Raw genomic sequence first — 22,658 nt, 5'->3', positions numbered from 1 at the left:
AACCCTCAGCTACGCGCGGGCGACGCCGGGTTCAAGCCCTGACGCGCTGGTTGCCTTGGCGGCCATCTCGGCCATGATCGCGCAATCGCGCCCATCAAGCGGCCCCTTGGCCCCATAGCGAAAGCGCAGCCGCACCGCCGTGAGCAGCAGCGCATCGTCCAGATCGGGAAAACCATAGGCCAGCGCATCGGTGCGAAAGCGGCCCATGTCCAGCGGCGATGCGGCCCGGTTATCGGGCCAAAGCGCCAGCCCACGCCGCGCCAGCCTTTGCCAGTCAAAGCGCGGACCGGGGTCGATCTTGCGCCCCGGTGCCATGCAGGAATGCCCGATCACGCCTTGGGGCGCGATGGCCCAGCGCGCCATGATCCCCGCCAACAGCCCCTCGAGCGCATCCATCAGCGGTGCCGCAAAGGGCGATGTGCCGTCATTATCCAACTCGATGCCGATTGAGCGGGAATTGACATCGCCCCGGCCTGCCCATGCGCCCGCCCCTGCGTGCCATGCGCGCAAGTCCTCATCGACCAGCGCCACCACCTCGCCCCCGCGGCGGATCAGGTAATGGGCCGAGACCTCGCGCACAGGGTCGCAAAGCGCGCGCAGCGCCGCGTCGCAATCGGCCATGGCGGTATAGTGGATCACGACCAGCTCCGGCACTTAGCCCGTCGCGGCGGGGGCCAGAATTGGGCGACAGGCTCAATTGCGCGCGGCCGCCGCCGCGGCGCGATAGACGTTTGGGTTCCAATCACAGGCAAAGCCATCGCCATCAGGGTCGAGCCCTTGACGGTCGCGGCCCGGACCGCCGTTTTGCAAAAACCACTCCTGCGCCAGATCGGCCGAGCGAAAGGCCATGCAGCCGCGCTCATGGCGATCGGCGCTGATCGGGCGGCGGGTATGGCGGCGCTCGCCCACGCCATGGGTCGTGGCCAGCGCATAGTCGATGATATTGGGGCCGATATCTGCCGGGCGCTCGGGGATCGCGGTGGGCGCGATCACGACGCGCTCAGCCTGCATGCGGGCAAGCCGCTCGGCATCGCTTTCGATGGTTTCGCGCTCGGCCACGGCGTCGAAATCCTGTTCATCGGAAATCCGCGCCGCGCCTGCACGCACCAAGGGCGGGGCTGTGGCCTGCTGTGCCTCGGCAGCGGCGATGGCGGCAGCGGCGATGGTTGTCACATCGGCCTGTGTGTCGGGCGCGATGGGCGGGGCAGGGGGCGGAACCATGACGGCAACCTGCGCCGCCGGGGGCGGGGTGACAATCGCGGGCTGGGCCCGCGGCGGCAACGCGGCGGTGACGGGGGGCAACGGTGGGCGCACCGTCGTGGGCAGGGGCGCGGGTTGCACCAAAGCCCTCGCCGCGCAGCATCGCGCGCCTTGCCTGCCATTGATGATAATCTTCAAAGCCCACGCCGCTTGCCACATCATTGGGTAGGGTCGCGTTGCACGCCGCAACGGCGAACACACACAGAAAAAGGGCAACTGCGCCCTGCGGAAAACCAACCATGTACCTGCCTCGGAAGCTTATTGTTTCCGCGACATTACCACCATTTCGCGGGCTTGGCCACAAAACCGGCGGCCTGTTCCAGCGCATAGCCGATATTGAGCAGTTCGCCCTCTTCCCATGGCTTGCCAATCAGTTGTAGCCCAAGCGGCAGACCCGCGCCATCAAGCCCTGTTGGCACCGCCAGACCGGGCAGACCGGCAAGGTTCACGGTCACGGTGAAGACATCGTTGAGATACATCTCCACCGGATCGGCGTGTTTCTTGCCCAAGGCGAAAGCCGCCGAAGGGGTGGCGGGCGTTAGGATCGCGTCGACACCAGCGGCAAAAACCTCTTCGAAATCGCGCTTGATCAGCGTGCGGACCTTGCGGGCGCGGTTGTAATAGGCGTCGTAGTAGCCCGCCGACAGCACATAGGTGCCCACCATCACGCGGCGGCGGACCTCGGGGCCGAAACCTTCGGCGCGGGTTTTCTCATACATCTCGGTGATGCCGTCACCCGGTACCATCTTGGCGCGGTAGCCAAAGCGCACCCCGTCATAGCGGGCAAGGTTCGACGACGCCTCGGCAGGTGCGATGACATAATAGGCGGGCAGGGCATATTTCGTATGCGGCAAGCTGATGTCGCGGATCACGGCACCGGCGTCGGCCAGCATCTCGCGGCCGCGCGCCCAAAGTGCCTCGATCTCCTCGGGCATGCCATCCATGCGGTATTCGCGCGGAATGCCGATGACACGGCCCCGGATGTCGCCCGTCAGCATTGCCTCGAAATCGGGAACGGGCAGATCTGCGCTGGTGCTGTCCTTGGGGTCATAGCCCATCATGGCCGCCCCCATGATTGCCGCGTCGCGCACGGTTTTGGTCATCGGCCCTGCTTGATCGAGCGACGAGGCAAAAGCCACGATCCCCCAGCGCGAGCAGCGTCCATAGGTGGGCTTGAGCCCCACGATCCCCGTGAACGCCGCAGGCTGGCGGATCGAGCCGCCGGTATCGGTGCCGGTGGCCGCAAGGCACAGATCGGCGGCGACAGCGGCGGCAGAGCCGCCCGAGGAGCCGCCGGGCGTAAGTGCGGCATCGCTATTGCCTGCGCGCCAAGGGTTGATGGCGTTGCCATAAACGCTGGTCTCGTTGGACGAGCCCATGGCGAATTCATCCATATTGAGCTTGCCCAGCATCACCGCGCCTGCGTCGCGCAGCTGTCCCGAAACAGTCGATTCATACTGCGGGCGGAACCCTTCAAGGATTTTCGAGGCGGCCTGTGACGCCACGCCCTCGGTGCAAAACAGATCCTTGATGCCGAGGGGAATGCCGCACATGTCGGGCGCATCACCGGCCTTGATCCGCTGATCGGCGGCGGCGGCGCGTTCCAGCGCGATCTCGGGCGTCTTGTGGACGAAAGCACCCAGCGCGTCGGCTGCGTCAATGGCGCTCAGGCAGGCTTCGGTCAATGCGACCGATGTTGTCTCGCCCCGGCGCAGCGCGTCGCGGGCCTCGGCGATGGTGAGTTTCGTGAGATCGGACATGGTCACTCCACCACCTTGGGAACGGCAAAAAAGCCCTCGCGCGCATCGGGCGCATTGGCCAGAACCTTGGCCTGTTGGTTGCCATCGCTCACCACATCGGCGCGGCGGCGCAGCTGCATCGGCGTGACGCTGACCATCGGCTCCACATCGCTGACATCGAGTTCTTGAAGCTGTTCGATGAACCCAAGGATTGCGTTGAATTCATCGGCAAGCGCGGGCAGATCGGCCTCGTCCACGCGGATGCGGGCGAGTTTGGCGACCTTGGCGGCTGTGGCGCGGTCGATGGACATTTTCTGAGCCTCCTCGACAAGAACAAGGCGCGGTTTAGCCGCGTGATGCGAGACCCGCAAGCCGATCCAGTCTTTCCCATGTCATGGCGGCGGACTATCCTTTGGCCAAGAGGGTTTTCAATGGAGTGCACGCGATGAAATACACATGGTTGGGGCACGCCAGTGTGCGTCTTGAGATCGGCGATCAAGTTTTGCTGATCGACCCTTGGGAAAAGGGCAATCCGATGTTTCCCCACGACAGCCGCGATGCCGTCTTGGCGGGTGTGACGGCGATCTTGATCACGCATGGACATTTCGACCATATCGCCGGTCTTGGCGATCTGGCGCGTGAATTGAACGTGCCGGTTTACGGCATGGTCGAATTGATGAGCTGGATCGCCACCACCGAAGATGGCGTTGCAACCACCGGCTTTAACAAGGGCGGCACCGTGCAGTTGGGTGATGTGGCCGTGACCATGGTGCATGCGGTCCATTCATCCTCGGTCGGTCGCGATGGGCCGCCGATCTATGCGGGCGAGCCTGCAGGCTACATCATCACAGGCGAGGGGCGTTGCGCCTATGTCTCGGGTGATACCGATGTCATGGCCGATATGAAGATCTGGGATGATCTGCATGCGCCCGATGTTGGTATTCTATGTGCAGGTGGGCATTACACGATGGATATGAAGCGCGCGGCCTATGCGGCCTCGAAGCTTTTCCGTTTCAAGACCGTGATCCCCTATCACTACAAGACGTTCCCCTTGCTCGAGCAATCGGCCGATGCGCTCAAGGTTGCGGTGATGCCCGGTGTGCGGGTGTTTGATCCTGATCCGGGCGTTACAATCGAGATTTGAGGGAGCGAAAACCCAGGTTTTTCGCACGGGAAAACCCGGGTTTTCCCGCCCCTCGTTCCAGCGGTGTCGCGAAATGAAAAAGGCCGCGCGGATTACCCTGCGCGGCCTTTCGTCCATCCTTGGCGGCAGATTACTTAATCTTGCCTTCCTTGTATTCGACATGCTTGCGCACGACCGGGTCGTATTTACGCACGGTCATTTTCTCGGTCATCGTGCGGGCGTTTTTCTTGGTCACATAGAAATGGCCCGTCCCGGCAGACGAGTTCAGGCGGATCTTAATGGTTGTCGGCTTCGCCATGGGTCGGGCTCCTGCGGTCAATGCGGGGCGCGCGGGCCTAGGCCTGCGCGAAAACGTCTTTGAGACTGCGCCTTTTACTTGGCCGCAAGCGCGAGTCAACACCCCAATTCGGCAAAGGCGCTGTGGGCGCGGTGTTGCAGCCTTCATGAAAAAGGGCCGGGGGTTGCCCCGGCCCTCAGGTAAAGCGCCAAAAAGGCGTTTATTCTTGTTGTTGTCCCATGAACATCAGCAAGAACTGGAACATGTTCAGGAAGGAAATATAGAGGCTCAGCGCGCCATCGATGGCGGCTTTGTCCAGCCATTCCTGATCACCATGTACCGCATGCGCGATATAGGTGGTCTTGATTTCTTGCGTGTGGAAGGCGGTGAGACCCGCGAAAATCAGCACACCCAGCGCCGAGATCGCGAACATCATCGCGGGCGACTGCAAGAAGATGTTGATGATCATCGCCACGACCAACCCGATCACGCCCATGATCAAGAAGCTGCCCATGCCGGTCAGGTTGCGCTTGGTGGTGTAGCCCCACAGGCTCAGGCCCGCGAAAGCGATGGCCGTCACAAGGAAGGTCTGCACGATCGAGAAGGAGGTGAAGACCAAAAAGATCGAGCTCATCGACACGCCCATCAGCGCGGCGAAGGCGAAAAAGCCCAAGCTGACCGCAGCCGCCGATCCACGGCGCATCAGCGCGCCCCAGCCAAAGAGGATAAAGGCCAAGGGTGCAAACATCACCACCCAGCGCAGCGGGGTTGCATAAAGCGTCTCACCCAGCCCGGTCAGATATTGACCGTCGCGCAGCGCCATGGTGGCCCCCGTGGGGTCATTGGTCACGGCCAGATCGGCAATCGCCCAAGCCGCGGCGGCGGTGATCAACATGCCACCCGACATGGTGGCATAGACCTTGTTCATATGGGCGCGCAGGCCCGCGTCGACCTGGGCCTGAGCATTGGCGGATACGCCGGCCCGGATCGTCTGATAGTCAGCCATGTATTCCTCCTAAAAATATCATGCGGTGGACCCGTCGCGTTGTCCGCGCGCGGGTGCGTCCTTGATTACGCATATTGGCGAGTTGATTGCAGATTTCAAGCAAACGCGACGAAAGGGAGAGCAGGTGCAGTCATAGTTTTTTCCTATCAATTTTTGGCGCGACATGGATGGCCGCCGCTTCTCGGCGCTTCATTCGCATTTGCACCTTGCTTTCATGGCTCTGTGCGCGCTCGCACCGGGCGGGCGCGGCAAGACGGGTTAAGCGGGTGCAATCGTGACCACGACCTTCCCTGTGCTTTTGCGATCACGCAACAAGGCAAGCGCTTCGGCCGCGCGATCCAGCGGGAAAGTAGCGCTGATATGGGGTGTGATCTGGCCCGCGGCATAAAGGGCCATCAATTCGGTCAAGCTATTGTTCAGCACCTCGGGTGCGAACCGCAGATAGCCGCCCCAATAAAAGCCCATCACGCTGATATTCTTGACCAGAAGCAAATTCGCGGGGATTTGCGGCACAACGCCGCTGGCATAGCCGATGGTCAAGATGCGCCCCTCGGGGCGGGTGGCGCGCAGGGCCGCGTCGAAATCGGCACCGCCGACCGCGTCATAGACCACATCGACACCGCCCAAGGCCTTGAGCCGCGCGGCAAGATCGCCATCGCGGCTGTCGATCAGGTGATGCGCACCTGCCGTTTGCGCCACGGCCAGCCGGTCGGCACCACGCGCGACCGCGACCACCTCGGCCCCCATGGCGGCACCCAAGGCCACGGCGGAAAGCCCCACACCGCCCGCCGCACCGAGGACGACCAGCCGTTCGCCTGCCTTCAACCCCGCCTTGCGCGTCAGCGCCAGATGCGAGGTGCCATAGGCCACCAAAAAGCCCGCCGCTTGCGCAAAGGGCATCGCCTCGGGGATATCGACCGCGCGAGCGGCGTCAAAAACTCCGTATTCTGCCAGTCCGCCTTGGCCCGCAAAGATCGCCACGCGCGCGCCGACCCTAGGCGTGCTCACCCCCGGCCCATGTCCCACAACAGTGCCGGCAAGCTCCATCCCCATGATAAAGGGGGGTGGCGGCGTATCTTGATACTTGCCGTCAACCATAAGCAGATCGGCGAAATTCAACCCGCACGCGGCAATCTTGACCAAGATCTGACCCGGCCCCGGCACAGGCGTTGCCATCTCGGCCAAGCGTGGTGGGGTGGTGTGATCCTCCAATACGTAAGCGCGCATCCTGTTTCCCCCGTGGCTTTGGCGCAATCTAGAGACCCGTTTTGCGACCCGCCAGCCCGAGATCACGCGGGCGTGTCAGAAAAATTGGCAATGTCAATCACTGAACCTCAGGGCGAATAGTTTTGCAATCACTCTCCAAAGGATTGATTTGACGCAACGTCGCTCTAGCTGATCTATGTCGTCGTTTCGCGGCGACGCCCGATGTATCCGTAGTTTTGGATCGGTGCGTCAGGCTTTGGTTTGGCAATGATAAGGAGTGGGGCGTGAAACACCCGGTAGATGTCCATGTCGGAAAAAGGGTCCGACACCGCCGCTGGATGGTCGGAATGACCCAACAGCAGCTTGCCGAGAAAGTCGGCATCAAGTTTCAACAGATCCAGAAATATGAGACCGGCATGAACCGCGTCAGCGCCTCGCGGCTTTTCGATATCGCGCAGTCGATGGCCGTGCCTGTGGCTTATTTCTTTGAAGGTGTGGATGGGACCGATGCCGCGCATGCGACCGATGCGCCGGCCGAAGGGCTGCCCAGCGATATCTTGGCAGACAAGGAAGCGCTGGAATTGATCCGCTCTTACTACGCGATCCCCGAGAATCAGCGGCGGCGGCTGTTCGAGCTGGCGCGCGTTTTGTCTGACGCAGCCGCCTAAGGGCGTCTGTGACTTGACCCCGTGCAGGGGATCGTGTCCCTTCCGGCCCGCGTCCAGACCCGCAGCCGCCGGAGGCCAAAATGACCGATCCCCTCACAGGGCAAAATAATGTCGCCCAACGCGTCAACCCTGACGCAGCAGACCTGATCGCGACCGCCCATGCGATGGCCGATGCCGCGCGGGCCGCGATCTTGCCCTTTTTCCGCAACGCGACGCTGCGCACCGATGACAAGGGCATTGGCCGCTTTGACCCGGTAACGGAGGCTGACCGCGCCGCCGAGGCCGCGATGCGCGCCGTACTGGCCGTACACCGCCCCGATGACGCGATCTTGGGCGAGGAAGAGGCCGCGAAACCCGGCACCAGCGGGCTAACATGGGTCATCGACCCGATTGATGGGACACGGGCCTTTATCTCGGGCACGGCAAGCTGGGGCGTGCTGATCGCGCTTTGCGACGCGGATGGGCCACTCTATGGCCTGATCGATCAACCCTATATCGGTGAGCGGTTCGAAGGTGGTTTTGGGCGCGCCTTGGTCACAGGCCCGATGGGTGTGGCCCCCTTGGCGACACGCGCGACCGCCGATCTGGCTGAGGCGACGCTCTTTACCACATTCCCCGAGATTGGAACCACGGCCGAGCGCGCAGGGTTCGAGGCCGTGCGCGACCGCGTCAAGCTGACCCGCTATGGTTTGGATTGCTACGCCTATGCGCTGATCGCCGCTGGGCAGGTCGATCTGGTGATCGAGGCGGGCTTGGCCAGCTACGATATCGCCGCCCCCATCGCGGTGATCACAGCGGCCGGTGGCATCGTGACCGATTGGCAGGGTGGGCCGGTGCATCACGGTGGCCGTGCTTTGGCCGCCGCCAACCCCATGATCCATGCCGCCGCCTTGGCGATCTTGCGCGATATTGCCTAGTGCGCCGCAAGGCATGATGGCGCGACTGCCCAACACATACACCGCCCGGATGCAGAAAGGTGCATCTCGGCAAGGGATTGCCGAAAGATACACATCGCGTTGGTTATTATTTTCGAACATGATTTGCTAGTATTGGACCCAAGATGCCGCAAAAGTTCGCATAATAAGATCTACACCTCTGTTTATCCACAACCAGTGATCCCGTGTCACATGCCATGTGCCACGCTACCCTTGCGGAATGCATGCGACAGGCTCATCTTAGAGAAAACAACACCGAGCAGCCCAAGAGGCACATCATGATGATCCGTATTCTTGGTATGTTAACCATTGTGATTTTGTCCGCCTGCGCCACTGCACCGGGAACCGAGCGGATCTCGGCGGGTGGGAGCCTCGATATCGCCTCCGCTGGCACACAACTCTCTGTGCAGCGCGCGCAGGGCGGGATCATTCGCCCCCTGAGCCACTCTCCCGCGTTACAGGCCGCCGCACAACTGCTTGCCGATGATCTGAGCCACATGAATGCGCTGACCCATCAAGGCAGTGACGGTGCCGCCTTGAACGACCGGTTGCGCCGCGCGGGCTATACCGCCTGCGCCGCGGTCGAGAATATCGCCACCGGCACAAGCGATATCCGCGCGACCATCGCGCAATGGATGGCAAGCCCTGATCACCGCGCAAATATCCTCAACCCGCAAGTGACCCAGTTCGGCTTTGCCGATAGCGGCGCATATTGGGTTTTGGTGATGGCGCGGCCCTGCTGATGTGCGCATGAAAAAGGCCCCGGCGTTACCACCGGGGCCGTTCTAGAGCGTGTCGCGTTTGATCAATCCGAGGTATTCACAGCAACGGGCGAGGCAGCGTTTGCAAGGCATGACGCGTTCGTCCGTTGCTGTGAATGCGATAGAACGCGACACGCTTTATCGGGCAGGTCGCGCGCTTAGTTCTTGGCGCGGTCGACCATCTTGCCTGCCGAGATCCACGGCATCATTGCGCGCAGCTTTTCGCCGGTCGCCTCGATCTGGTGCTCGTCATTGATCCGGCGTGTCGCCTTGAACATCGGCTGGCCAACGGCGTTTTCTTGCATGAAATCACGCACGAACTTGCCGGTCTGGATGTCGGTCAGAACCGCCTTCATCCGTGCCTTGGTCTCGTCATAGGGCAAGATGCGCGGACCCGAGACATATTCGCCGTATTCGGCGGTGTTCGAGATCGAGTAGTTCATGTTCGCGATGCCGCCTTCATAGATCAGGTCAACGATCAGCTTCACCTCGTGCAGGCACTCGAAATAGGCCATCTCGGGCTCATAGCCCGCTTCAACCAGCGTCTCAAAGCCCATGCGGATCAACTCGACCAGACCGCCGCAAAGCACGGCCTGTTCGCCGAACAGATCGGTTTCGCATTCTTCGCGGAAATTCGTCTCGATGATGCCCGAACGCCCGCCACCGATGGCCGAGCAGTAGGACAGGCCGATTTCCAGCGCGCGGCCCGAGGCGTCGTTGTGAACCGCCACAAGGCAGGGCACGCCGCCGCCCTTGGTGTATTCGCCGCGCACCGTGTGGCCGGGGCCTTTGGGGCCATCATGATGACATCGACGCCGGCTTTCGGCTCGATCAGGCCGAAATGCACGTTCAGACCGTGGGCGAATGCAATCGCGGCACCTTCGCGCAGGTTGTCATGGACGTATTTCTTGTAGGTCTCGGCCTGCAATTCATCGGGCATGGTGAACATGATCAGGTCGCACCAAGCGGCGGCTTCAGCGATGCCCATGACCTTGAGGCCTTCGCCTTCGGCCTTTTTCGCGCTGGGCGAGCCGGGGCGCAGTGCCACGACGACGTTCTTGGCACCGCTATCGCGCAGGTTCAGCGCATGGGCATGGCCCTGGCTGCCATAGCCAAGGATGGCGACTTTCTTGTCCTTGATCAGGTTCACATCGCAATCGCGATCATAATAAACGCGCATCTGTCTCTCTCCTCGGATGGCGGGAATCAACTGTTGCGCAACATGCCTTGCTGATAGCGCGGCCGCCGCAAGAAAATTTGCATTATCCCCTGAATGATGTAGAAATTCATTCGTACAGAACGAAAATTTGATCAATCTCATGCTTGATGATACCGACCGCAGGATTCTGCGCCACCTACAGGCCGATCCGGCCCAACCCATGACGCAGCTTGCCCTTGCTGTCGGTGTGCCGCTTGCCACCTGCTACAAGCGCCTTGATCGCATGCAGGCCCAAGGCGTGCTGCGCGGCCAACATCTGACCATCGATTGGGCGGCGCTGGGATATACGGTCGAGGTCAGCTTGCGCATCACGCTCGACAAGACTGATCCGCGTGCCTTCGATGCCTTTCTCGCCGCTGCCCGCGAGGTGCCCGAGGTGACCGAGATCCAGACCTTCCTTGGCCGTGTCGATGTGCGCCTTGCCGTGATCGCGCGCAGCATGACCCATTACCAGAGAATTTACCGCGAACGGATCCTGGGCCTGCCGCATATCGCCGATATCGAGGCGTTGATGCATGTGGCCACGATCAAGAACCAGCAAACGGTGCCGCTGTGATCGATCTTGATGCCACGGATCGCGCTATTTTGCGCGCATTACAGGGCGATGCCACCCTCAAGGCCAGCACCCTTGGCCGTCGCTTGGGCCTCAGCCAACCCGCCACATGGCGGCGCATCAAACGCATGAGTGACGCGGGCGTGATCGGTGCGCGCAAGCTTGATCTCGATCTCGAGGCGCTGGGCTTTGGCGTGACTGTGTTTCTCGGTGTGAAGCTGGGCCTCAAGGGCCGCGTGAGCCTTGATGATTTCGAACGCGCTGTCGCGGCCATCCCCGAGGTGCAGACGGTCGAACATGTGCTGGGGCTTTATGACTACCGACTGCGTGTCGTCGCCCGCGATCTGCCCGATTTCGAGCGGGTGCTACGCCGCCGGATCATGACCCTGCCCGGTATCGGCGGGGTCGAGGCCAATGTGCTTTTATCCGAGGAACGCCGCCCCGGCCCGCTTGGCTGACGCATATCGGAAACAATCCGCCCCAATCGGCCCGCTTGCACGGTCTGCCGCGCGTCCAAACGCCGATTTCGGGCTTGGTCACACCCGCCCATGGCGCTACCCCGGACAGGCAGAAGGAGACCGTGCCAATGAACGCCTTGCTCGATACTGTCGATCCCGATGGGCTTTTGGAATATTCCGTGGTCTTTACCGACCGCTCGCTCAACCACATGTCGGGTGCGTTTCAGGGCGTGATGCGCGATATCTCGGCCATGCTGAAAGAGGTTTATGGTGCCTCTCATGTCGCGGTCATCCCCGGTGGCGGCACCTTCGCGATGGAGGCGGTCGCGCGCCAATTCGCGGGCGATCAAGATGTGCTGGTGGTGCGCAACGGCTGGTTCTCATTCCGTTGGTCGCAAATCCTCGACGCGGCACAGATCGCGCGCGAGGTGACGGTGATCAAGGCGCGCCCCATGGGCAACAGCCCGCAATCGCCCTATGCGCCCCCCCCGATTGACGAGGTGACGGCCCAGATCCGCGCGCAGCCGGCCCGGCATCGTCTTTGCCCCCCATGTCGAAACCTCGGCCGGTATCATCTTGCCCGACAGCTATATCGCGGCGCTGGCGGAAGCCGCCCACGAGGTTGATGCGCTTTTGGTGCTTGATTGCATCGCGTCCGGCACGATCTGGGTCGATATGGCGGCAACAGGCGTTGATGTGCTGATCTCAGCCCCGCAAAAGGGCTGGTCGGCCCAGCCTTGCGCGGGTCTTGTGATGATGTCGGATCGCGCCAAGACACGGATGGAACACACCCAATCCTCCAGCTTCGCCGCCGATCTCAAGGGCTGGGCCGCGATCATGGCCGCCTATGAGGCGGGTGGGCATGCCTATCACGCCACCATGCCCACCGATGCGCTGCGGGTATTTCGCGACACGATGCTGGAAACGCGTGCCTATGGTTTTGAGCGGCTCAAAGCCGCGCAATGGGCATTGGGCAACGGCGTACGCGCGATGTTGGCCGAAAAGGGCATCCGCTCGGTCGCGGCCGATGGCTTTGGCGCGCCGGGTGTCGTGGTCAGCTATACCGATGACCCGGCGATCAAATCGGGCGCGAAATTCATGGAGTTGGGCATCCAAATCGCGGCAGGCGTGCCCCTGCGCGTGGATGAACCCGACAGCTTCATGACCTTCCGTATCGGGCTTTTCGGGCTGGACAAGCTCTATGATGTGCCCGCCGCCCTTGCCCGCCTGAAAGACGGGATCGACCGCGTCTTTCCCTGAGCGGCAACGCCCATCTTTGCTTCAAAAATACTCCGGGGGTCTGGGGGCAGAGCCCCCAGCACTGCGATTCGTGCGGGCCAAAGCCTTGGGCCTTGCCCCTTTACCCTTTGGCGCCCAGCCCCGCGCGCATCATCACGCGGCGCACAGGCGCCACGGCATAGATCGCATTGAGCGCCCTAAGCCGCAGGTCGCGCAACCCCTGCGCCTGCGCCATCGAGGCACGGTTGAGCGCATCCACCCCTGTCACCCGCGCCACGATCTCTGCATGGCGCGCGCGCTGGTAGCGCGACAGCAGATCGGCCTGCCCCGGATCGTCGCGGTTTGCCTCGGCCAGATCCAACAGCACGCGCAGATCGGCCAAACTCATGTTCAGCCCTTGCGCCCCGATAGGGGGCATCACATGGGCGGCCTCGGCCACCAGCGCCACGCGCTCGGCGACCATGTGGTCTGCGATCTGGCTGATGATCGGCCAAAGCGTGCGCCGCGATGCAAGTTTGAGCGGGCCGAACAGATGAGCGGAGCGATCCGTCATCGCGGCCTCAAACGCCGCCTCGGGCAAAGCGGCAAGGCGCACCGCCTCGGGCGCGCGCTCCATCCACACGACCGCTGAACAGGGCCGCCCATCGCGATCGGGCAAAGGCACCAGCGTGAAAGGTCCGCCTGAGCGGTGGATCTCGGTCGAGATATTGTCATGGGGCAATGCATGGCTGACCGCGAAGACGAGCGCCTTTTGCCCATAGCGCAGTTTGCGCACGCCAATCCCCACAGCCTCGCGCACCCGGCTGTCGCGCCCATCCGCACCGATCACCAGCTTGGCCGCGATCCGGCTGCCATCGCTGAGGGTGACGCGCGCCTCGCCTGCGCGTGTCAAAAGCTGGGCGGTTCCGACGCCGGGGCGAAAATCGACATTGGGCAATGTCGCCAGATGCGCCACCATCTCGCGGCGCAGTAGCCAATTGGGCAGGTTCCAGCCAAACGGCAGATCCGAGATATCGGCCGCATCGAAATCATGGGCGACACGCGCCTCGGCCTCTGGTCCGCCTGCATCGACGATGCGCATGACCTGAAGCGGGGTCGCATGGGGGCCAAGCCGTGCCCAAAGCCCAATCCGGTCCAGAAAATCGCGCGAGGGCTGTAAAAAAGCGGTGGTCCGCAAATCCGCCCCTTCGGTCGCCGCATCGGTGATGGGCGGCGTGGGATCAGCACAAATGACCGAAAATCCGGCCATGCCAAAGGCTGCAGCCGCCGTAAGGCCAGCCACGCCACCGCCAGAAACAAAGATATCTATCTGGGTCAAATTGTTCATGAGGTTGATCTAGGGCGCGACAGGGGGCAGGGCGACGCGACAGGCTGTCCCAACTCTGGCTTGTGTGGATTTTTCGTACGAAAAATCCCTTCTGCGAAAATTCGTACGAATTTTCGGATGCTCACACCAGCGCTTCCAAAAAACTGGTCAGATCGGCTGTGTGATGTTCGATAAAGGCTGCAGGTTCTGCCTCGGGTGCGACATGTACGGTGCGCATGCCCATCGCATGGGGGACGCGCAGATTGCGCGCATCATCCTCGAACATGGCCGCGCGTGTTGGGTGCAAGCCATCGAGGGCAAAGACCGTCTCAAAGGCGGCGCGGTCGGGTTTAGGCACCAACTGTGCATGTTCCACCCCATAGATCGCATCAAACAGCCCCGACAGCCCACGATGGGCAATCACCCGCTCGGCATAGGGTTTGGTGCCATTCGTATAGATGATCCGCCGCCCCGGCAGGGCGCTGATCGCACGCGCCAGCGCCGGGTCAGGCGCGATGACCGAGAAATCGATCTCATGCACCTGTGCCAAATAGGCGTCGGTGTCGATGGTGTGGTGGCGCATCAGCCCCGCCAATGTCGTGCCGTATTCACGCCAATAGCTGTGGCGCAACGCCTCGGCCGCTGCGCGCTCGACGCCTGCCACCTGCATCACCCACTCTGTCATGCGGATGTTGATTTGGTCAAAGAGCGCCATCGCGGGCGGATAAAGCGTATTGTCGAGGTCGAAGACCCAAGTCTCGACATGGGAAAAGCGGTGTTTGGCCATAACACTAAGCCCTAGGGCCGCGCGCGGTGCTGCGCAAGTCTGGACAGGGGCGGCTCCGCCGCCTAGCTTTGCGCGGCATATGATAGGATACCGCTGCACCATGGCTTCGAAGATGATCCCCGATCCGCATAAGGATGCCCATGCCCTGATCCTCGACGCGATCGATCAAGGGATCTACCGCCCGGGTGACCGGCTCGTTGAATCCGAGCTTGCCGATCGTTTCGGCGTCAGCCGCACGCCGATCCGCGAGGCGCTGCAACGTCTTGAAACGCAGCGCTTGCTGACCCGCGATGGGCGCTCGCTGATTGTGGCCTCGCTCGATCACGCGCAGATGGCCGAGCTCTACGCCGTGCGCCAAGAGTTGGAGGCGCTGGCCGCAAGGCTTGCAGCCCAGCATGCCGCGATCGAGGAAATTCAGGTTTTGCGCGAGATGGTCGAGGCGGATCGCGCGCTTTTGTCTGATCCGCAGGCTTTGGCGCGCGCCAACAGGCGGTTTCACTACCAGATCCATCTGGCCAGCCATAACCGCTATCTGGTCCAACAGCTTGATCTTGTCTATCGGTCTATGGCGCTGATGGCGCGCACATCGCTTGCGGCCAAGGGGCGGGGTGAAAAGGCGCTGGCCGAGCATTCCGAAATCGTCGAGGCGATTGCCGCGCGCGATGGTGAGCGCGCGGCGCGCGCTTTGCGCGACCATCTTTCCATTGCCTTCGTCGTCCGCCTCAAGGAGGAGGCGCAGAAGTCGTCGGTGTAAGCCGCGGCTTTGCCACCGCCGCGGGCAGCGCGCCAAATTGGCCATGGCGCGTCTTGGCCCAGTCGAACGGGCGGTACAAAATCTCGAGCACCGCGCGCCACGCTGACAGCGTGCCAAGCAAGAAGTAGAATTCGGAAAGCAGGATAAAAGGCCGCAAATGGCGAAGATGCGCCGCCTGCGTCGCATAGATCGCCAATGCGATGGACAATACCACGCTGGCCACGAAAACCGTGGCCAAAATACCGTAGCCAAAGGGGCTGATCACCAGATCAAGCGGATGGGCATAGCCGAATGGCTTGATCATCAATGACCACAAAAGCGGCGCGACCAAGAACCCCGTCACGGCACAAAGGATCTGCACCTGTAGGGCCAAGAACCGCCACAAGCCAAGCGCGCGGAACAGGGCAAAAGGGGCGCGCATCGCCACGGCCCATGTCAGCAGATAGCCTTTTTGCCAGCGTGCGCGCTGGCGCACCCAAGGGATGATCGCGGCGTTGGCCTCCTCGAAGGTGGTGCTTTCGATGATCTCGACCCGGTAGCCGTGGCGCGCAAGCCTGATGCCAAGCTCTGCATCCTCGGTGACGTTGTGGGCATCCCAGCCGCCCACGGCCTCGAGTGCTGCGCGGCGCAGAAATTGTGTCGTCCCCCCCAAGGGCACGACAAGGCTCAGACGTTGTACCCCCGGCAAAAGCACGCGAAACCAGATGGCGTATTCGATCGCGAAAAGCCGCGACAACAGGTTGTAGCGCGCGTTGAAGTAATCAAGCTGCCCTTGCAGGCAGGCGGTATCCGGCCCCAAGGCTGCAAAGCGCTGCGCCACGCGCAACAGCTGATCGCTTTCAGGCCTGTCTTCGGCGTCATAAACGCCAATAATCTCGCCGCGTGCGAAATTCAGCGCGAAATTTAGCGCGCGCGGCTTGGTGCGTGGTTCGCCCCGCGGCACGGTGATGATCCGCGCCCAACCCGGCAGCGTGAGACATGACAAGGCCGTGCGGGTCAGGCTGTCACCCTCTTCGATGATCAACAACACATCCAGCCGCTCAGGCGGATAGTCGAGATCGGCAAGCGCGCGCATCAATGTGGTGGCGATTTCGCGTTCCTCGTAGAGCGGCACGAGGATCGAGATGATCGGCAAGGCCCATGGCGCGGTGATCCGTTCGTCCTTGGGTGGGCGCGCGCGGCGTATCTGACGCTCAGCGCGCAGAGTCGCGCCAAAGGTTGCGATCTTGAGCACCATATTGGCCATAAAGACCGCCAGCGCGATCAGAAAGGCCGTCACGGTCACAGCGAGGGGGGCCAGAAACGTAAGCCCCGCAATAGCCAAAAGGATCAAGAACGCGCTACGCCCGACGATCTTTGTGCGCCAATTGCGGCAACTGTTTCGCTGGGGCGCTTGACCTTCGGCGATACGCGCGAGCAGTTCGCCGTAAAGCGCGATTTGGCCGGCAATGATCTGCGCCCTTGGTGCCAGAACCAACGCCGCTTTTTGCCCCGCAGGCAGGCAGAGCGCGGCGCGGATTTCATCGGCGCGGTCTGGGCGACCGGTCGCGATGATCACCGTGGCCCCGATGCGGTCCAATGGCACAGCTTCCAGCGCCAAGGCCCGATCGGCGGATAGGTAGCGCGCAAGGCCGGGATCAGGGGTGCCATGCATCCAGTCATTCATGCCAAGGCCATGGAACTCGGCCAAGGCGGGCAACATCTCGGCCTCAGAAACGGCACCGCGCGCCAAGAGAACTTGGCCGATCCATATATCGCTTAGCCCTGCCGCCTCGCGCGCGTCCATGACATCGCCAAGTCGTGCCGCACCGCGCGCCAAGAGCAGCCGGTCAAGCGTCGAGGGCGGCGCGCTGGGAGGGGAATTGATACGAAGCCTTGCGCGTGACGCGATCGCCACCATCTCAGCCGCGCTTGGCCCCGGCGTCAGGGGGCGCAGCGTGCCGATTTTGGGCGTAGTCTTCGCATCATCAACGGCGTCAATTTCGCTGTGCATAGACCCCTCGCGCGCTGATGCGGCGACGATCAAGATGCAACCATTGACCGCCCCCAGACCCAGACAGGCTGCGCCAACAAGGTTAACGTCACGTTAACCGGGGCGATGCAGATCAACCGGTGGCGCGGGCCTGAATGGCTTGGGCAAAGCGTTCGAAGAGGTAAAAGCTGTCTTGCGGGCCGGGGCTTGCCTCGGGGTGGTATTGCACCGAGAACACCGGGCGGTCGGCCATGCGGATGCCGCAGTTCGACCCGTCGAACAAGCTCACATGGGTTTCGATCACACCCGCGGGCAGGGTTTGGCTGTCCACGGTAAAGCCGTGGTTCATCGAGGTAATCTCGACCTTGCCGCTTTCGAGATCCTTGACCGGGTGGTTCGCGCCGTGATGGCCATGGTTCATCTTGACGGTCTTGGCGCCAAGGGCCAGTGCCAGCATTTGATGGCCCAAGCAGATGCCGAAAACGGGCAGATCGGCGGCCAGCACGCCTTGGATCATCGGCACGGCATAGGCGCCGGTCGCCGCCGGATCGCCGGGGCCATTGGACAAGAACACCCCATCGGGGTTTTGGGCCAGCACCTCTTCGGCGGTGGTGGTGGCGGGCATGACGGTGACGTCGCAGCCGACGCTTGCCAGACAGCGCAGGATGTTGCGCTTGGCACCGTAGTCGATCGCGACGACCTTGGGTGCGGCACCCGTGCGCTTGGTATAACCCTCGGGCCATGCCCAGCGCTTTTCATCCCAGCGATAGGATTGCGCGCAGCTGACCCCTTTGGCCAGATCGAGGCCCACCAGCCCCGGAAAGCCCCGCGCGGCCTTGACCAGCGCCTCGATATCGAAATTTCCGTCGGGATCATGGGCAAGGGCCACATGCGGCGCACCCTGTTGGCGGATCGCGCGGGTCAGGCGGCGGGTATCGACACCGCCCATGCCGATGCGGCCCGTTTTTTCCAGCCAAGACACCAGATCGCCCGTGGCGCGCCAATTCGACGGCTCGGTCGGATCCCATTTCACGATCATGCCTTCGGCGACCGGGTCGGCGGTCTCGTCATCCTCAGGCGTGACGCCGGTGTTGCCGATATGGGGAAAGGTAAAGGTCACGATCTGCCCGGCATAGGAGGGGTCGGTCATGATCTCCTGATAGCCGGTCATCGCGGTGTTGAAGCACAATTCCGCGACGCGAATCCCCTTTGCGCCGAATCCCTTTCCGAAAAAGAGCGTTCCATCGGCAAGGGCGAGGCAGGCAGTGGGTTTGGCGGGCATGGTTCAGCTCCCGTGTTGCGGGTCGGCAAATTGGCGTCGGCATACGGGGCGGGCGGGGTATGGTCAAGCCGTGGACGCAAGGTGTTGTTGCCGCGGCCCGTCTGGCTTATCAAGGCGCTTTGATGTGATGGTTGGGGACAGACGATGCCAATGGACCTGAGAGGACGGATCGGCGCTGGCCTCAAAGAGGCGATGCGCGAAAAAGACGCCACACGCCTCAGCACGCTCCGGCTGATCAATGCGGCCATCAAGGATCAAGATATCGCCGCGCGCGGTGAGGGGCAGCCCGATGGCGTGGATGATGCCGCCGTGCTTGCGATCTTGGGCAAGATGGTCAAACAGCGTCATGAAAGCGCGCGCGCCTATGAAGAAGGCGGGCGGTTGGAACTGGCCGAAAAGGAACGCGCGGAAATCACCATCATCGAGGATTACCTGCCGCGCCAGTTGGACGAGGACGAGGTGACGGCCGCAATCGATGCCGCCATCGCTGAAACAAGTGCATCAGGTTTGCGCGATATGGGCCGCGTGATGGCGGCCTTGAAGGCGAAATATACCGGACAAATGGATTTTGGCGCGGTGGGCCCGATGGTGAAAGCCCGCCTTGCCTGAGGGGGCGGCGCTAGCGCGATTTATCGCGCAGCGCGCGTTCAAGCGTCTCTTTCAGCCCAACCCGCTCGGGCGGGGTCAGAAACGCGCCCAGCTCCACCTCGCGCGGGCCACCTTGCAGCGTCAGGTATTGCGGCACTGGACCACCCGTTTGGTGCAGCGCGATGCGCACCCAATGGGGGTTTGCCTCCCAGTCGCGCGTGGCGCGGCGTGGCTCGTGGCGTTCAAGCCGGATCAAATCATCCCAAAGCAAGATCTCTTCATAGATGTCGCGGTCGCGCCAACTGCGCGTGAGGGCTGCCCAAACGCCCCAGATCGCCGCGACAAGAAACGGCAAAAGCGCCCAGAACACCGCCGTGCCGAGAATCGACAACAGCGGCACCGAGATCAGCGCGGCGGTTGCGCCGATGAACCAGACGAATCCCTCGGGCGTGAGCGATTTATGCGGCGTCAGGCGCAGCCTGAGCCGGGGCATGCCGTGGCCGTCACGGAAAAGGGCCCCGGTCGTGTCCGGGGCCCCGCTTAGATTGTCGATCAGGATTGGCATGGGCCTATCAGTGATGCGGCTGACGGTCCCACATCTCGCGCGTCGGAAGCTCCTCAAAGGTGTGCTCCGGCGGCGGGTTGGGAAGGGTCCATTCCAGCGTGTCCGCATGCTCGCCCCAATAGGCGTTCTCGGTCACCTTGCGCCCTGCAAGGATCGTGTAGAACACGATCCCGATAAACAGCAGGAACGAGGCGAAACGAGATGAACGCGCCGATCGAGCTGACATAGTTCCACAGCGCGAAAGCGTCGGGATAGTCGATGTAGCGGCGCGGCATGCCCTGACGGCCAAGGAAGTGCTGCGGGAAGAAGGTGATGTTGGTGCCGATGAAGAACATCCAGAAATGCACCTTGCCCAAGAACTCGGGGTATTGGCGGCCCGACATCTTGCCGATCCAGTAGTAGATACCGGCAAAGATTCCGAAGACGGCCCCAAGGCTCATCACATAGTGGAAATGCGCCACGACGTAGTAGGTGTCGTGATAGGCGCGGTCCACAGCGGCTTGGCTCAGGATGATCCCCGTCACACCACCCAGCGTGAACAAGAAGATGAAGCCGATGGCAAACAGCATGGGCGTCTCGAAGGTGATCGAACCGCGCCACATGGTGGCGATCCACGAGAAGATCTTGATGCCGGTCGGCACCGCGATCACCATCGTGGCGACCATGAAATAGGCCTGCTGGTTCAGCGTCATGCCCACGGTGTACATGTGGTGCGCCCAGACGACGAAGCCTAAGCCACCGATTGCCACCAGCGCATAGACCATCGGCAGGTAGCCAAAGACCGGCTTTCTGGAGAAGGTCGAAACGATGTGGCTGATGATGCCGAAGGCCGGCAAGATCACGATATACACTTCGGGGTGACCGAAGAACCAGAAGATATGCTGGAACAACACCGGGTCGCCGCCGCCCGACACATCAAAGAAGGTCGTGCCAAAGTTGCGGTCGGTCAGCAGCATGGTGATCGCGCCCGCCAGAACCGGCAGCGACAAAAGCAGCAGCCATGCGGTGACGAAGATCGACCATGCAAACAGCGGCACCTTGTGCAGCGTCATGCCCGGTGCGCGCATGTTCAGGAAGGTGGTGATGATGTTGATCGATCCAAGGATCGAGCTGGCGCCCGAAACGTGCACGGCGAAGATCGCGAAATCGACCGCGCGGCTTGTCGGCGCGTCCTGCCATGACTCAGCGGCGGGTAGAAGGTCCAGCCGGGGCCAGCGCCGCCATCGATGAACACCGCGCAGAAGGCCAAGACAGGTGCCCGCGACATAGAGCCAATAGGACAGGTTGTTGAGACGCGGGAACGCCATATCCGGCGCGCCGATCATCAAGGGCATGAAGTAATTGCCGAAACCACCGAACAGCGCGGGAATGACGACGAAGAACATCATCAAAACGCCGTGGCCCGTGATCATCACGTTCCAAAGATGGCCATCGGGGGTGCAATCTTCGACCGCGGCGGCGGTCAGGCGCGCGCCTTCGGCGCACATGTATTGCACGCCCGGCTCCATCAACTCCATCCGCATGTAGACGGTGAAGATGACGGACACGAGACCCACGATACCTGCGGTGAACAGGTAGAGAATCCCGATATCCTTGTGGTTGGTGGACATGAACCAACGGGTAAAGAAACCCGGTCGGTCGTGGTCATGCCCTGAAATGGCGGCGTCTGCCATGTGAAACTCCTGTCTGTCGCTCGTCGGCGGCAGCGACGGCAATAGCCGCACCTCTCCGCGCATTTGATAATGCCCTTCTAGGGCGGTGATGTCAGTGCCGCAATGTTGTTGGCGTCAATCAGTCGCGCTTTGGGGTGAGGAAAATTGTCTCAGATCAAGGCGCAGCGCAAATGCGCCTTGTACTGGCCGCCGATGGCCGGATCAGGGCGCTGATTGCGTGAAGACCTTGTGAAAACTGCGCTCCAGCGCAAGGTCGAGGTCATCCATCGTGACCGGCAGCCCCAGATCGACAAGGCTGGTGACACCATGGCCTGTGATCCCGCACGGCACGATGCCGTCGAAATGCGCCAGATCGGGGTCATGGTTGATCGCCAGACCATGGGTGCTGACCCATTTGCTGAGTCGCACTCCGATGGCCGCGATCTTGTCCTCACGCGGGGTGCCATCGGGCAGGGCGGGCTTGTCGGCGCGCGCGACCCAGACGCCGACGCGACCGGGGCGGATCTCGCCCTTGATGTTGAATTCATCAAGCGCGGCGATCACCCAAGCCTCGAGCGCTTGGACAAAGGCGCGCACATCGCGCCCGCGCCGGTTGAGGTCGAGCATCACATAGACCACGCGCTGACCGGGGCCGTGATAGGTGTATTGCCCACCGCGCCGTGTCTCAAACACTGGAAAGCGTTCGGGGTCTTTCAAATCGTCGCGCTTGGCCGATGTGCCGGCGGTATAAAGCGGCGGGTGCTCGAGTAGCCAGATCGCCTCCTCAGCCGTGCCCGCCGCAATGGCTGTGGCGCGCTCTTGCATCCACGCAAGCGCCGCGTCGTAATCGACCAAGCCCTCTGATCTGATCCATGCGACCAATGTCTTGCCTTTCTGCTTGGCCTACCTTGCGCCGCAGCTTCATTAACATGGGCAACACGCAAGGAAAACGCCGCTGCGACCTGTGGCAAGGTGCGGCCTGCATATCCGCACGCGCGATCAATGGAAAAATATCGCCTCCCCCCTTTTCAAGGTCAGATGGCTCGGCTACACGACGCCGACTACCTGTCATGTGCGGTCGTGGCGGAATTGGTAGACGCGCAGCGTTGAGGTCGCTGTGGGGTAACTCCCGTGGAGGTTCGAGTCCTCTCGACCGCACCAATCTATCCTGCCAGCGCGGCCTTTGTGCCGCGCGGCGGGAAAGACCCAAACCCCGAAACCAAAACGATTTCGCCCCGTGACACGGGCCTCGCCGGTGTTTAACCATCGCCCCAGATTTCAGGCAGG

General features: G+C 62.1%; 21 protein-coding genes, 1 tRNA gene and 3 pseudogenes. 10 read left to right on the top strand and 15 right to left on the bottom strand.

Translation table 11 applies throughout. The annotated features are described in order from the left end of the window. Nucleotides 1-9 precede the first annotated feature (9 nt). From KG698_RS04990 to gatC, 4 genes are all read right to left on the bottom strand, one after another. Nucleotides 10-654, bottom strand: a complete 645-nt coding sequence (locus tag KG698_RS04990) for an N-acetylmuramoyl-L-alanine amidase (RefSeq protein WP_367114041.1) — start codon at nucleotides 652-654, stop codon at nucleotides 10-12. Nucleotides 655-693: 39 nt separating this feature from the next. Further along, complete coding sequence (locus KG698_RS04985; protein ID WP_213684458.1) at nucleotides 694-1,221, bottom strand: hypothetical protein; 528 nt, start codon at nucleotides 1,219-1,221, stop codon at nucleotides 694-696. A 314-nt stretch (nucleotides 1,222-1,535) separates the two neighbouring features. After that, nucleotides 1,536-3,020 (bottom strand): Asp-tRNA(Asn)/Glu-tRNA(Gln) amidotransferase subunit GatA, encoded by a 1,485-nt coding sequence (gene gatA, locus KG698_RS04980; RefSeq protein ID WP_213684457.1) that lies wholly within the window; start codon nucleotides 3,018-3,020, stop codon nucleotides 1,536-1,538. 2 nt (nucleotides 3,021-3,022) lie between these two features. Continuing rightward, nucleotides 3,023-3,310 carry an Asp-tRNA(Asn)/Glu-tRNA(Gln) amidotransferase subunit GatC gene (gene gatC / locus KG698_RS04975; protein ID WP_213684456.1) on the bottom strand — a complete coding sequence of 96 codons (288 nt, stop codon included), beginning with the start codon at nucleotides 3,308-3,310 and terminating at the stop codon, nucleotides 3,023-3,025. A 134-nt stretch (nucleotides 3,311-3,444) separates the two neighbouring features. Here gatC and KG698_RS04970 point away from each other — a divergent pair, with 134 nt between their 5' ends. Then, a complete protein-coding gene (locus KG698_RS04970) occupies nucleotides 3,445-4,143 on the top strand; it encodes a metal-dependent hydrolase (protein WP_213684455.1) in 699 nt (232 codons plus the stop codon). A gap of 130 nt (nucleotides 4,144-4,273) precedes the next feature. Here KG698_RS04970 and rpmG read toward each other — a convergent pair whose 3' ends face one another. The 3 genes from rpmG to KG698_RS04955 all read right to left on the bottom strand — a co-directional run bounded on the left by rpmG (nucleotide 4,274) and on the right by KG698_RS04955 (nucleotide 6,653). Continuing rightward, a complete protein-coding gene (gene rpmG, locus KG698_RS04965) occupies nucleotides 4,274-4,441 on the bottom strand; it encodes a 50S ribosomal protein L33 (RefSeq protein WP_021098674.1) in 168 nt (55 codons plus the stop codon). Between the two features lie 199 nt (nucleotides 4,442-4,640). Then, entirely contained in the window at nucleotides 4,641-5,426 is a 786-nt protein-coding gene (locus tag KG698_RS04960) for a Bax inhibitor-1/YccA family protein (RefSeq protein ID WP_213684454.1), read from the bottom strand. Between the two features lie 258 nt (nucleotides 5,427-5,684). Further along, complete coding sequence (locus KG698_RS04955) at nucleotides 5,685-6,653, bottom strand: NADPH:quinone oxidoreductase family protein (protein ID WP_213684453.1); 969 nt, start codon at nucleotides 6,651-6,653, stop codon at nucleotides 5,685-5,687. Nucleotides 6,654-6,916: 263 nt separating this feature from the next. Here KG698_RS04955 and KG698_RS04950 point away from each other — a divergent pair, with 263 nt between their 5' ends. From KG698_RS04950 to KG698_RS04940, 3 genes are all read left to right on the top strand, one after another. Continuing rightward, complete coding sequence (locus tag KG698_RS04950) at nucleotides 6,917-7,300, top strand: helix-turn-helix domain-containing protein (protein ID WP_213684452.1); 384 nt, start codon at nucleotides 6,917-6,919, stop codon at nucleotides 7,298-7,300. Nucleotides 7,301-7,380: 80 nt separating this feature from the next. Continuing rightward, nucleotides 7,381-8,217 carry an inositol monophosphatase family protein gene (locus tag KG698_RS04945; protein WP_213684451.1) on the top strand — a complete coding sequence of 279 codons (837 nt, stop codon included), beginning with the start codon at nucleotides 7,381-7,383 and terminating at the stop codon, nucleotides 8,215-8,217. 299 nt (nucleotides 8,218-8,516) lie between these two features. Next, complete coding sequence (locus KG698_RS04940) at nucleotides 8,517-8,978, top strand: CAP domain-containing protein (protein WP_213684450.1); 462 nt, start codon at nucleotides 8,517-8,519, stop codon at nucleotides 8,976-8,978. A gap of 176 nt (nucleotides 8,979-9,154) precedes the next feature. On the opposite strand, the pseudogene ilvC reads toward KG698_RS04940, so the two are convergent. Next, a pseudogene (ilvC, locus tag KG698_RS04935) lies at nucleotides 9,155-10,176 on the bottom strand (ketol-acid reductoisomerase). Nucleotides 10,177-10,315: 139 nt separating this feature from the next. Between ilvC and KG698_RS04930 the strand changes: the two are divergent. The 3 genes and pseudogenes from KG698_RS04930 to KG698_RS04920 all read left to right on the top strand — a co-directional run bounded on the left by KG698_RS04930 (nucleotide 10,316) and on the right by KG698_RS04920 (nucleotide 12,486). Continuing rightward, entirely contained in the window at nucleotides 10,316-10,771 is a 456-nt protein-coding gene (locus KG698_RS04930; protein WP_213684449.1) for an Lrp/AsnC family transcriptional regulator, read from the top strand. Next, complete coding sequence (locus tag KG698_RS04925) at nucleotides 10,768-11,226, top strand: Lrp/AsnC ligand binding domain-containing protein (RefSeq protein ID WP_213684448.1); 459 nt, start codon at nucleotides 10,768-10,770, stop codon at nucleotides 11,224-11,226. Before KG698_RS04930 ends, KG698_RS04925 begins: the two co-directional genes overlap by 4 nt. Nucleotides 11,227-11,354: 128 nt before the next feature. Next, nucleotides 11,355-12,486 (top strand): annotated as a pseudogene (locus tag KG698_RS04920) (aminotransferase class V-fold PLP-dependent enzyme). A gap of 100 nt (nucleotides 12,487-12,586) precedes the next feature. Here the strand turns inward: KG698_RS04920 and KG698_RS04915 are convergent. Both KG698_RS04915 and KG698_RS04910 read right to left on the bottom strand, forming a co-directional pair. Next, the gene (locus tag KG698_RS04915) at nucleotides 12,587-13,783 is read right to left on the bottom strand and encodes a UbiH/UbiF family hydroxylase (protein ID WP_213684658.1); all 1,197 of its coding nucleotides are present in this window, start codon (nucleotides 13,781-13,783) and stop codon (nucleotides 12,587-12,589) included. Between the two features lie 130 nt (nucleotides 13,784-13,913). Continuing rightward, a complete protein-coding gene (locus KG698_RS04910) occupies nucleotides 13,914-14,558 on the bottom strand; it encodes a pyrimidine 5'-nucleotidase (protein WP_213684447.1) in 645 nt (214 codons plus the stop codon). A 100-nt stretch (nucleotides 14,559-14,658) separates the two neighbouring features. On the opposite strand from KG698_RS04910, the gene KG698_RS04905 reads away from it, so the two are divergent. Then, nucleotides 14,659-15,312, top strand: a complete 654-nt coding sequence (locus KG698_RS04905; protein WP_300982922.1) for a GntR family transcriptional regulator — start codon at nucleotides 14,659-14,661, stop codon at nucleotides 15,310-15,312. Here KG698_RS04905 and KG698_RS04900 read toward each other — a convergent pair. Next, nucleotides 15,281-17,305, bottom strand: a complete 2,025-nt coding sequence (locus tag KG698_RS04900) for a glycosyltransferase family 2 protein (RefSeq protein WP_213684446.1) — start codon at nucleotides 17,303-17,305, stop codon at nucleotides 15,281-15,283. The two genes, KG698_RS04905 and KG698_RS04900, sit on opposite strands and share 32 nt — an antisense overlap. Before the next feature lie 112 nt (nucleotides 17,306-17,417). Then, nucleotides 17,418-18,566 (bottom strand): glutamine-hydrolyzing carbamoyl-phosphate synthase small subunit, encoded by a 1,149-nt coding sequence (carA, locus tag KG698_RS04895; protein ID WP_213684445.1) that lies wholly within the window; start codon nucleotides 18,564-18,566, stop codon nucleotides 17,418-17,420. 150 nt (nucleotides 18,567-18,716) lie between these two features. Between carA and KG698_RS04890 the strand changes: the two genes are divergently transcribed. Continuing rightward, the gene (locus tag KG698_RS04890) at nucleotides 18,717-19,175 is read left to right on the top strand and encodes a GatB/YqeY domain-containing protein (protein WP_213684444.1); all 459 of its coding nucleotides are present in this window, start codon (nucleotides 18,717-18,719) and stop codon (nucleotides 19,173-19,175) included. A gap of 10 nt (nucleotides 19,176-19,185) precedes the next feature. Here KG698_RS04890 and KG698_RS04885 read toward each other — a convergent pair whose 3' ends face one another. The 3 genes and pseudogenes from KG698_RS04885 to lipB all read right to left on the bottom strand — a co-directional run. Then, on the bottom strand, nucleotides 19,186-19,647 hold the full coding sequence (locus tag KG698_RS04885; protein ID WP_300982921.1) for a DUF2244 domain-containing protein: 462 nt from the start codon (nucleotides 19,645-19,647) through the stop codon (nucleotides 19,186-19,188). A gap of 125 nt (nucleotides 19,648-19,772) precedes the next feature. Continuing rightward, nucleotides 19,773-21,392 carry a cytochrome c oxidase subunit 1 gene (locus KG698_RS04880; protein ID WP_213684442.1) on the bottom strand — a complete coding sequence of 540 codons (1,620 nt, stop codon included), beginning with the start codon at nucleotides 21,390-21,392 and terminating at the stop codon, nucleotides 19,773-19,775. A 201-nt stretch (nucleotides 21,393-21,593) separates the two neighbouring features. Continuing rightward, nucleotides 21,594-22,256 (bottom strand): annotated as a pseudogene (gene lipB / locus KG698_RS04875) (lipoyl(octanoyl) transferase LipB); the annotation flags it as partial. Between the two features lie 189 nt (nucleotides 22,257-22,445). Between lipB and KG698_RS04870 the strand changes: the two are divergent. Next, nucleotides 22,446-22,532, top strand: a tRNA-Leu gene (locus KG698_RS04870). Nucleotides 22,533-22,658 lie beyond the last annotated feature (126 nt).

Source organism: Roseicyclus sp. (assembly GCF_018402035.1).
Classification (GTDB): Bacteria; Pseudomonadota; Alphaproteobacteria; order Rhodobacterales; family Rhodobacteraceae; genus Roseicyclus.
This window is presented reverse-complemented; position numbering and strand designations above follow the sequence as displayed.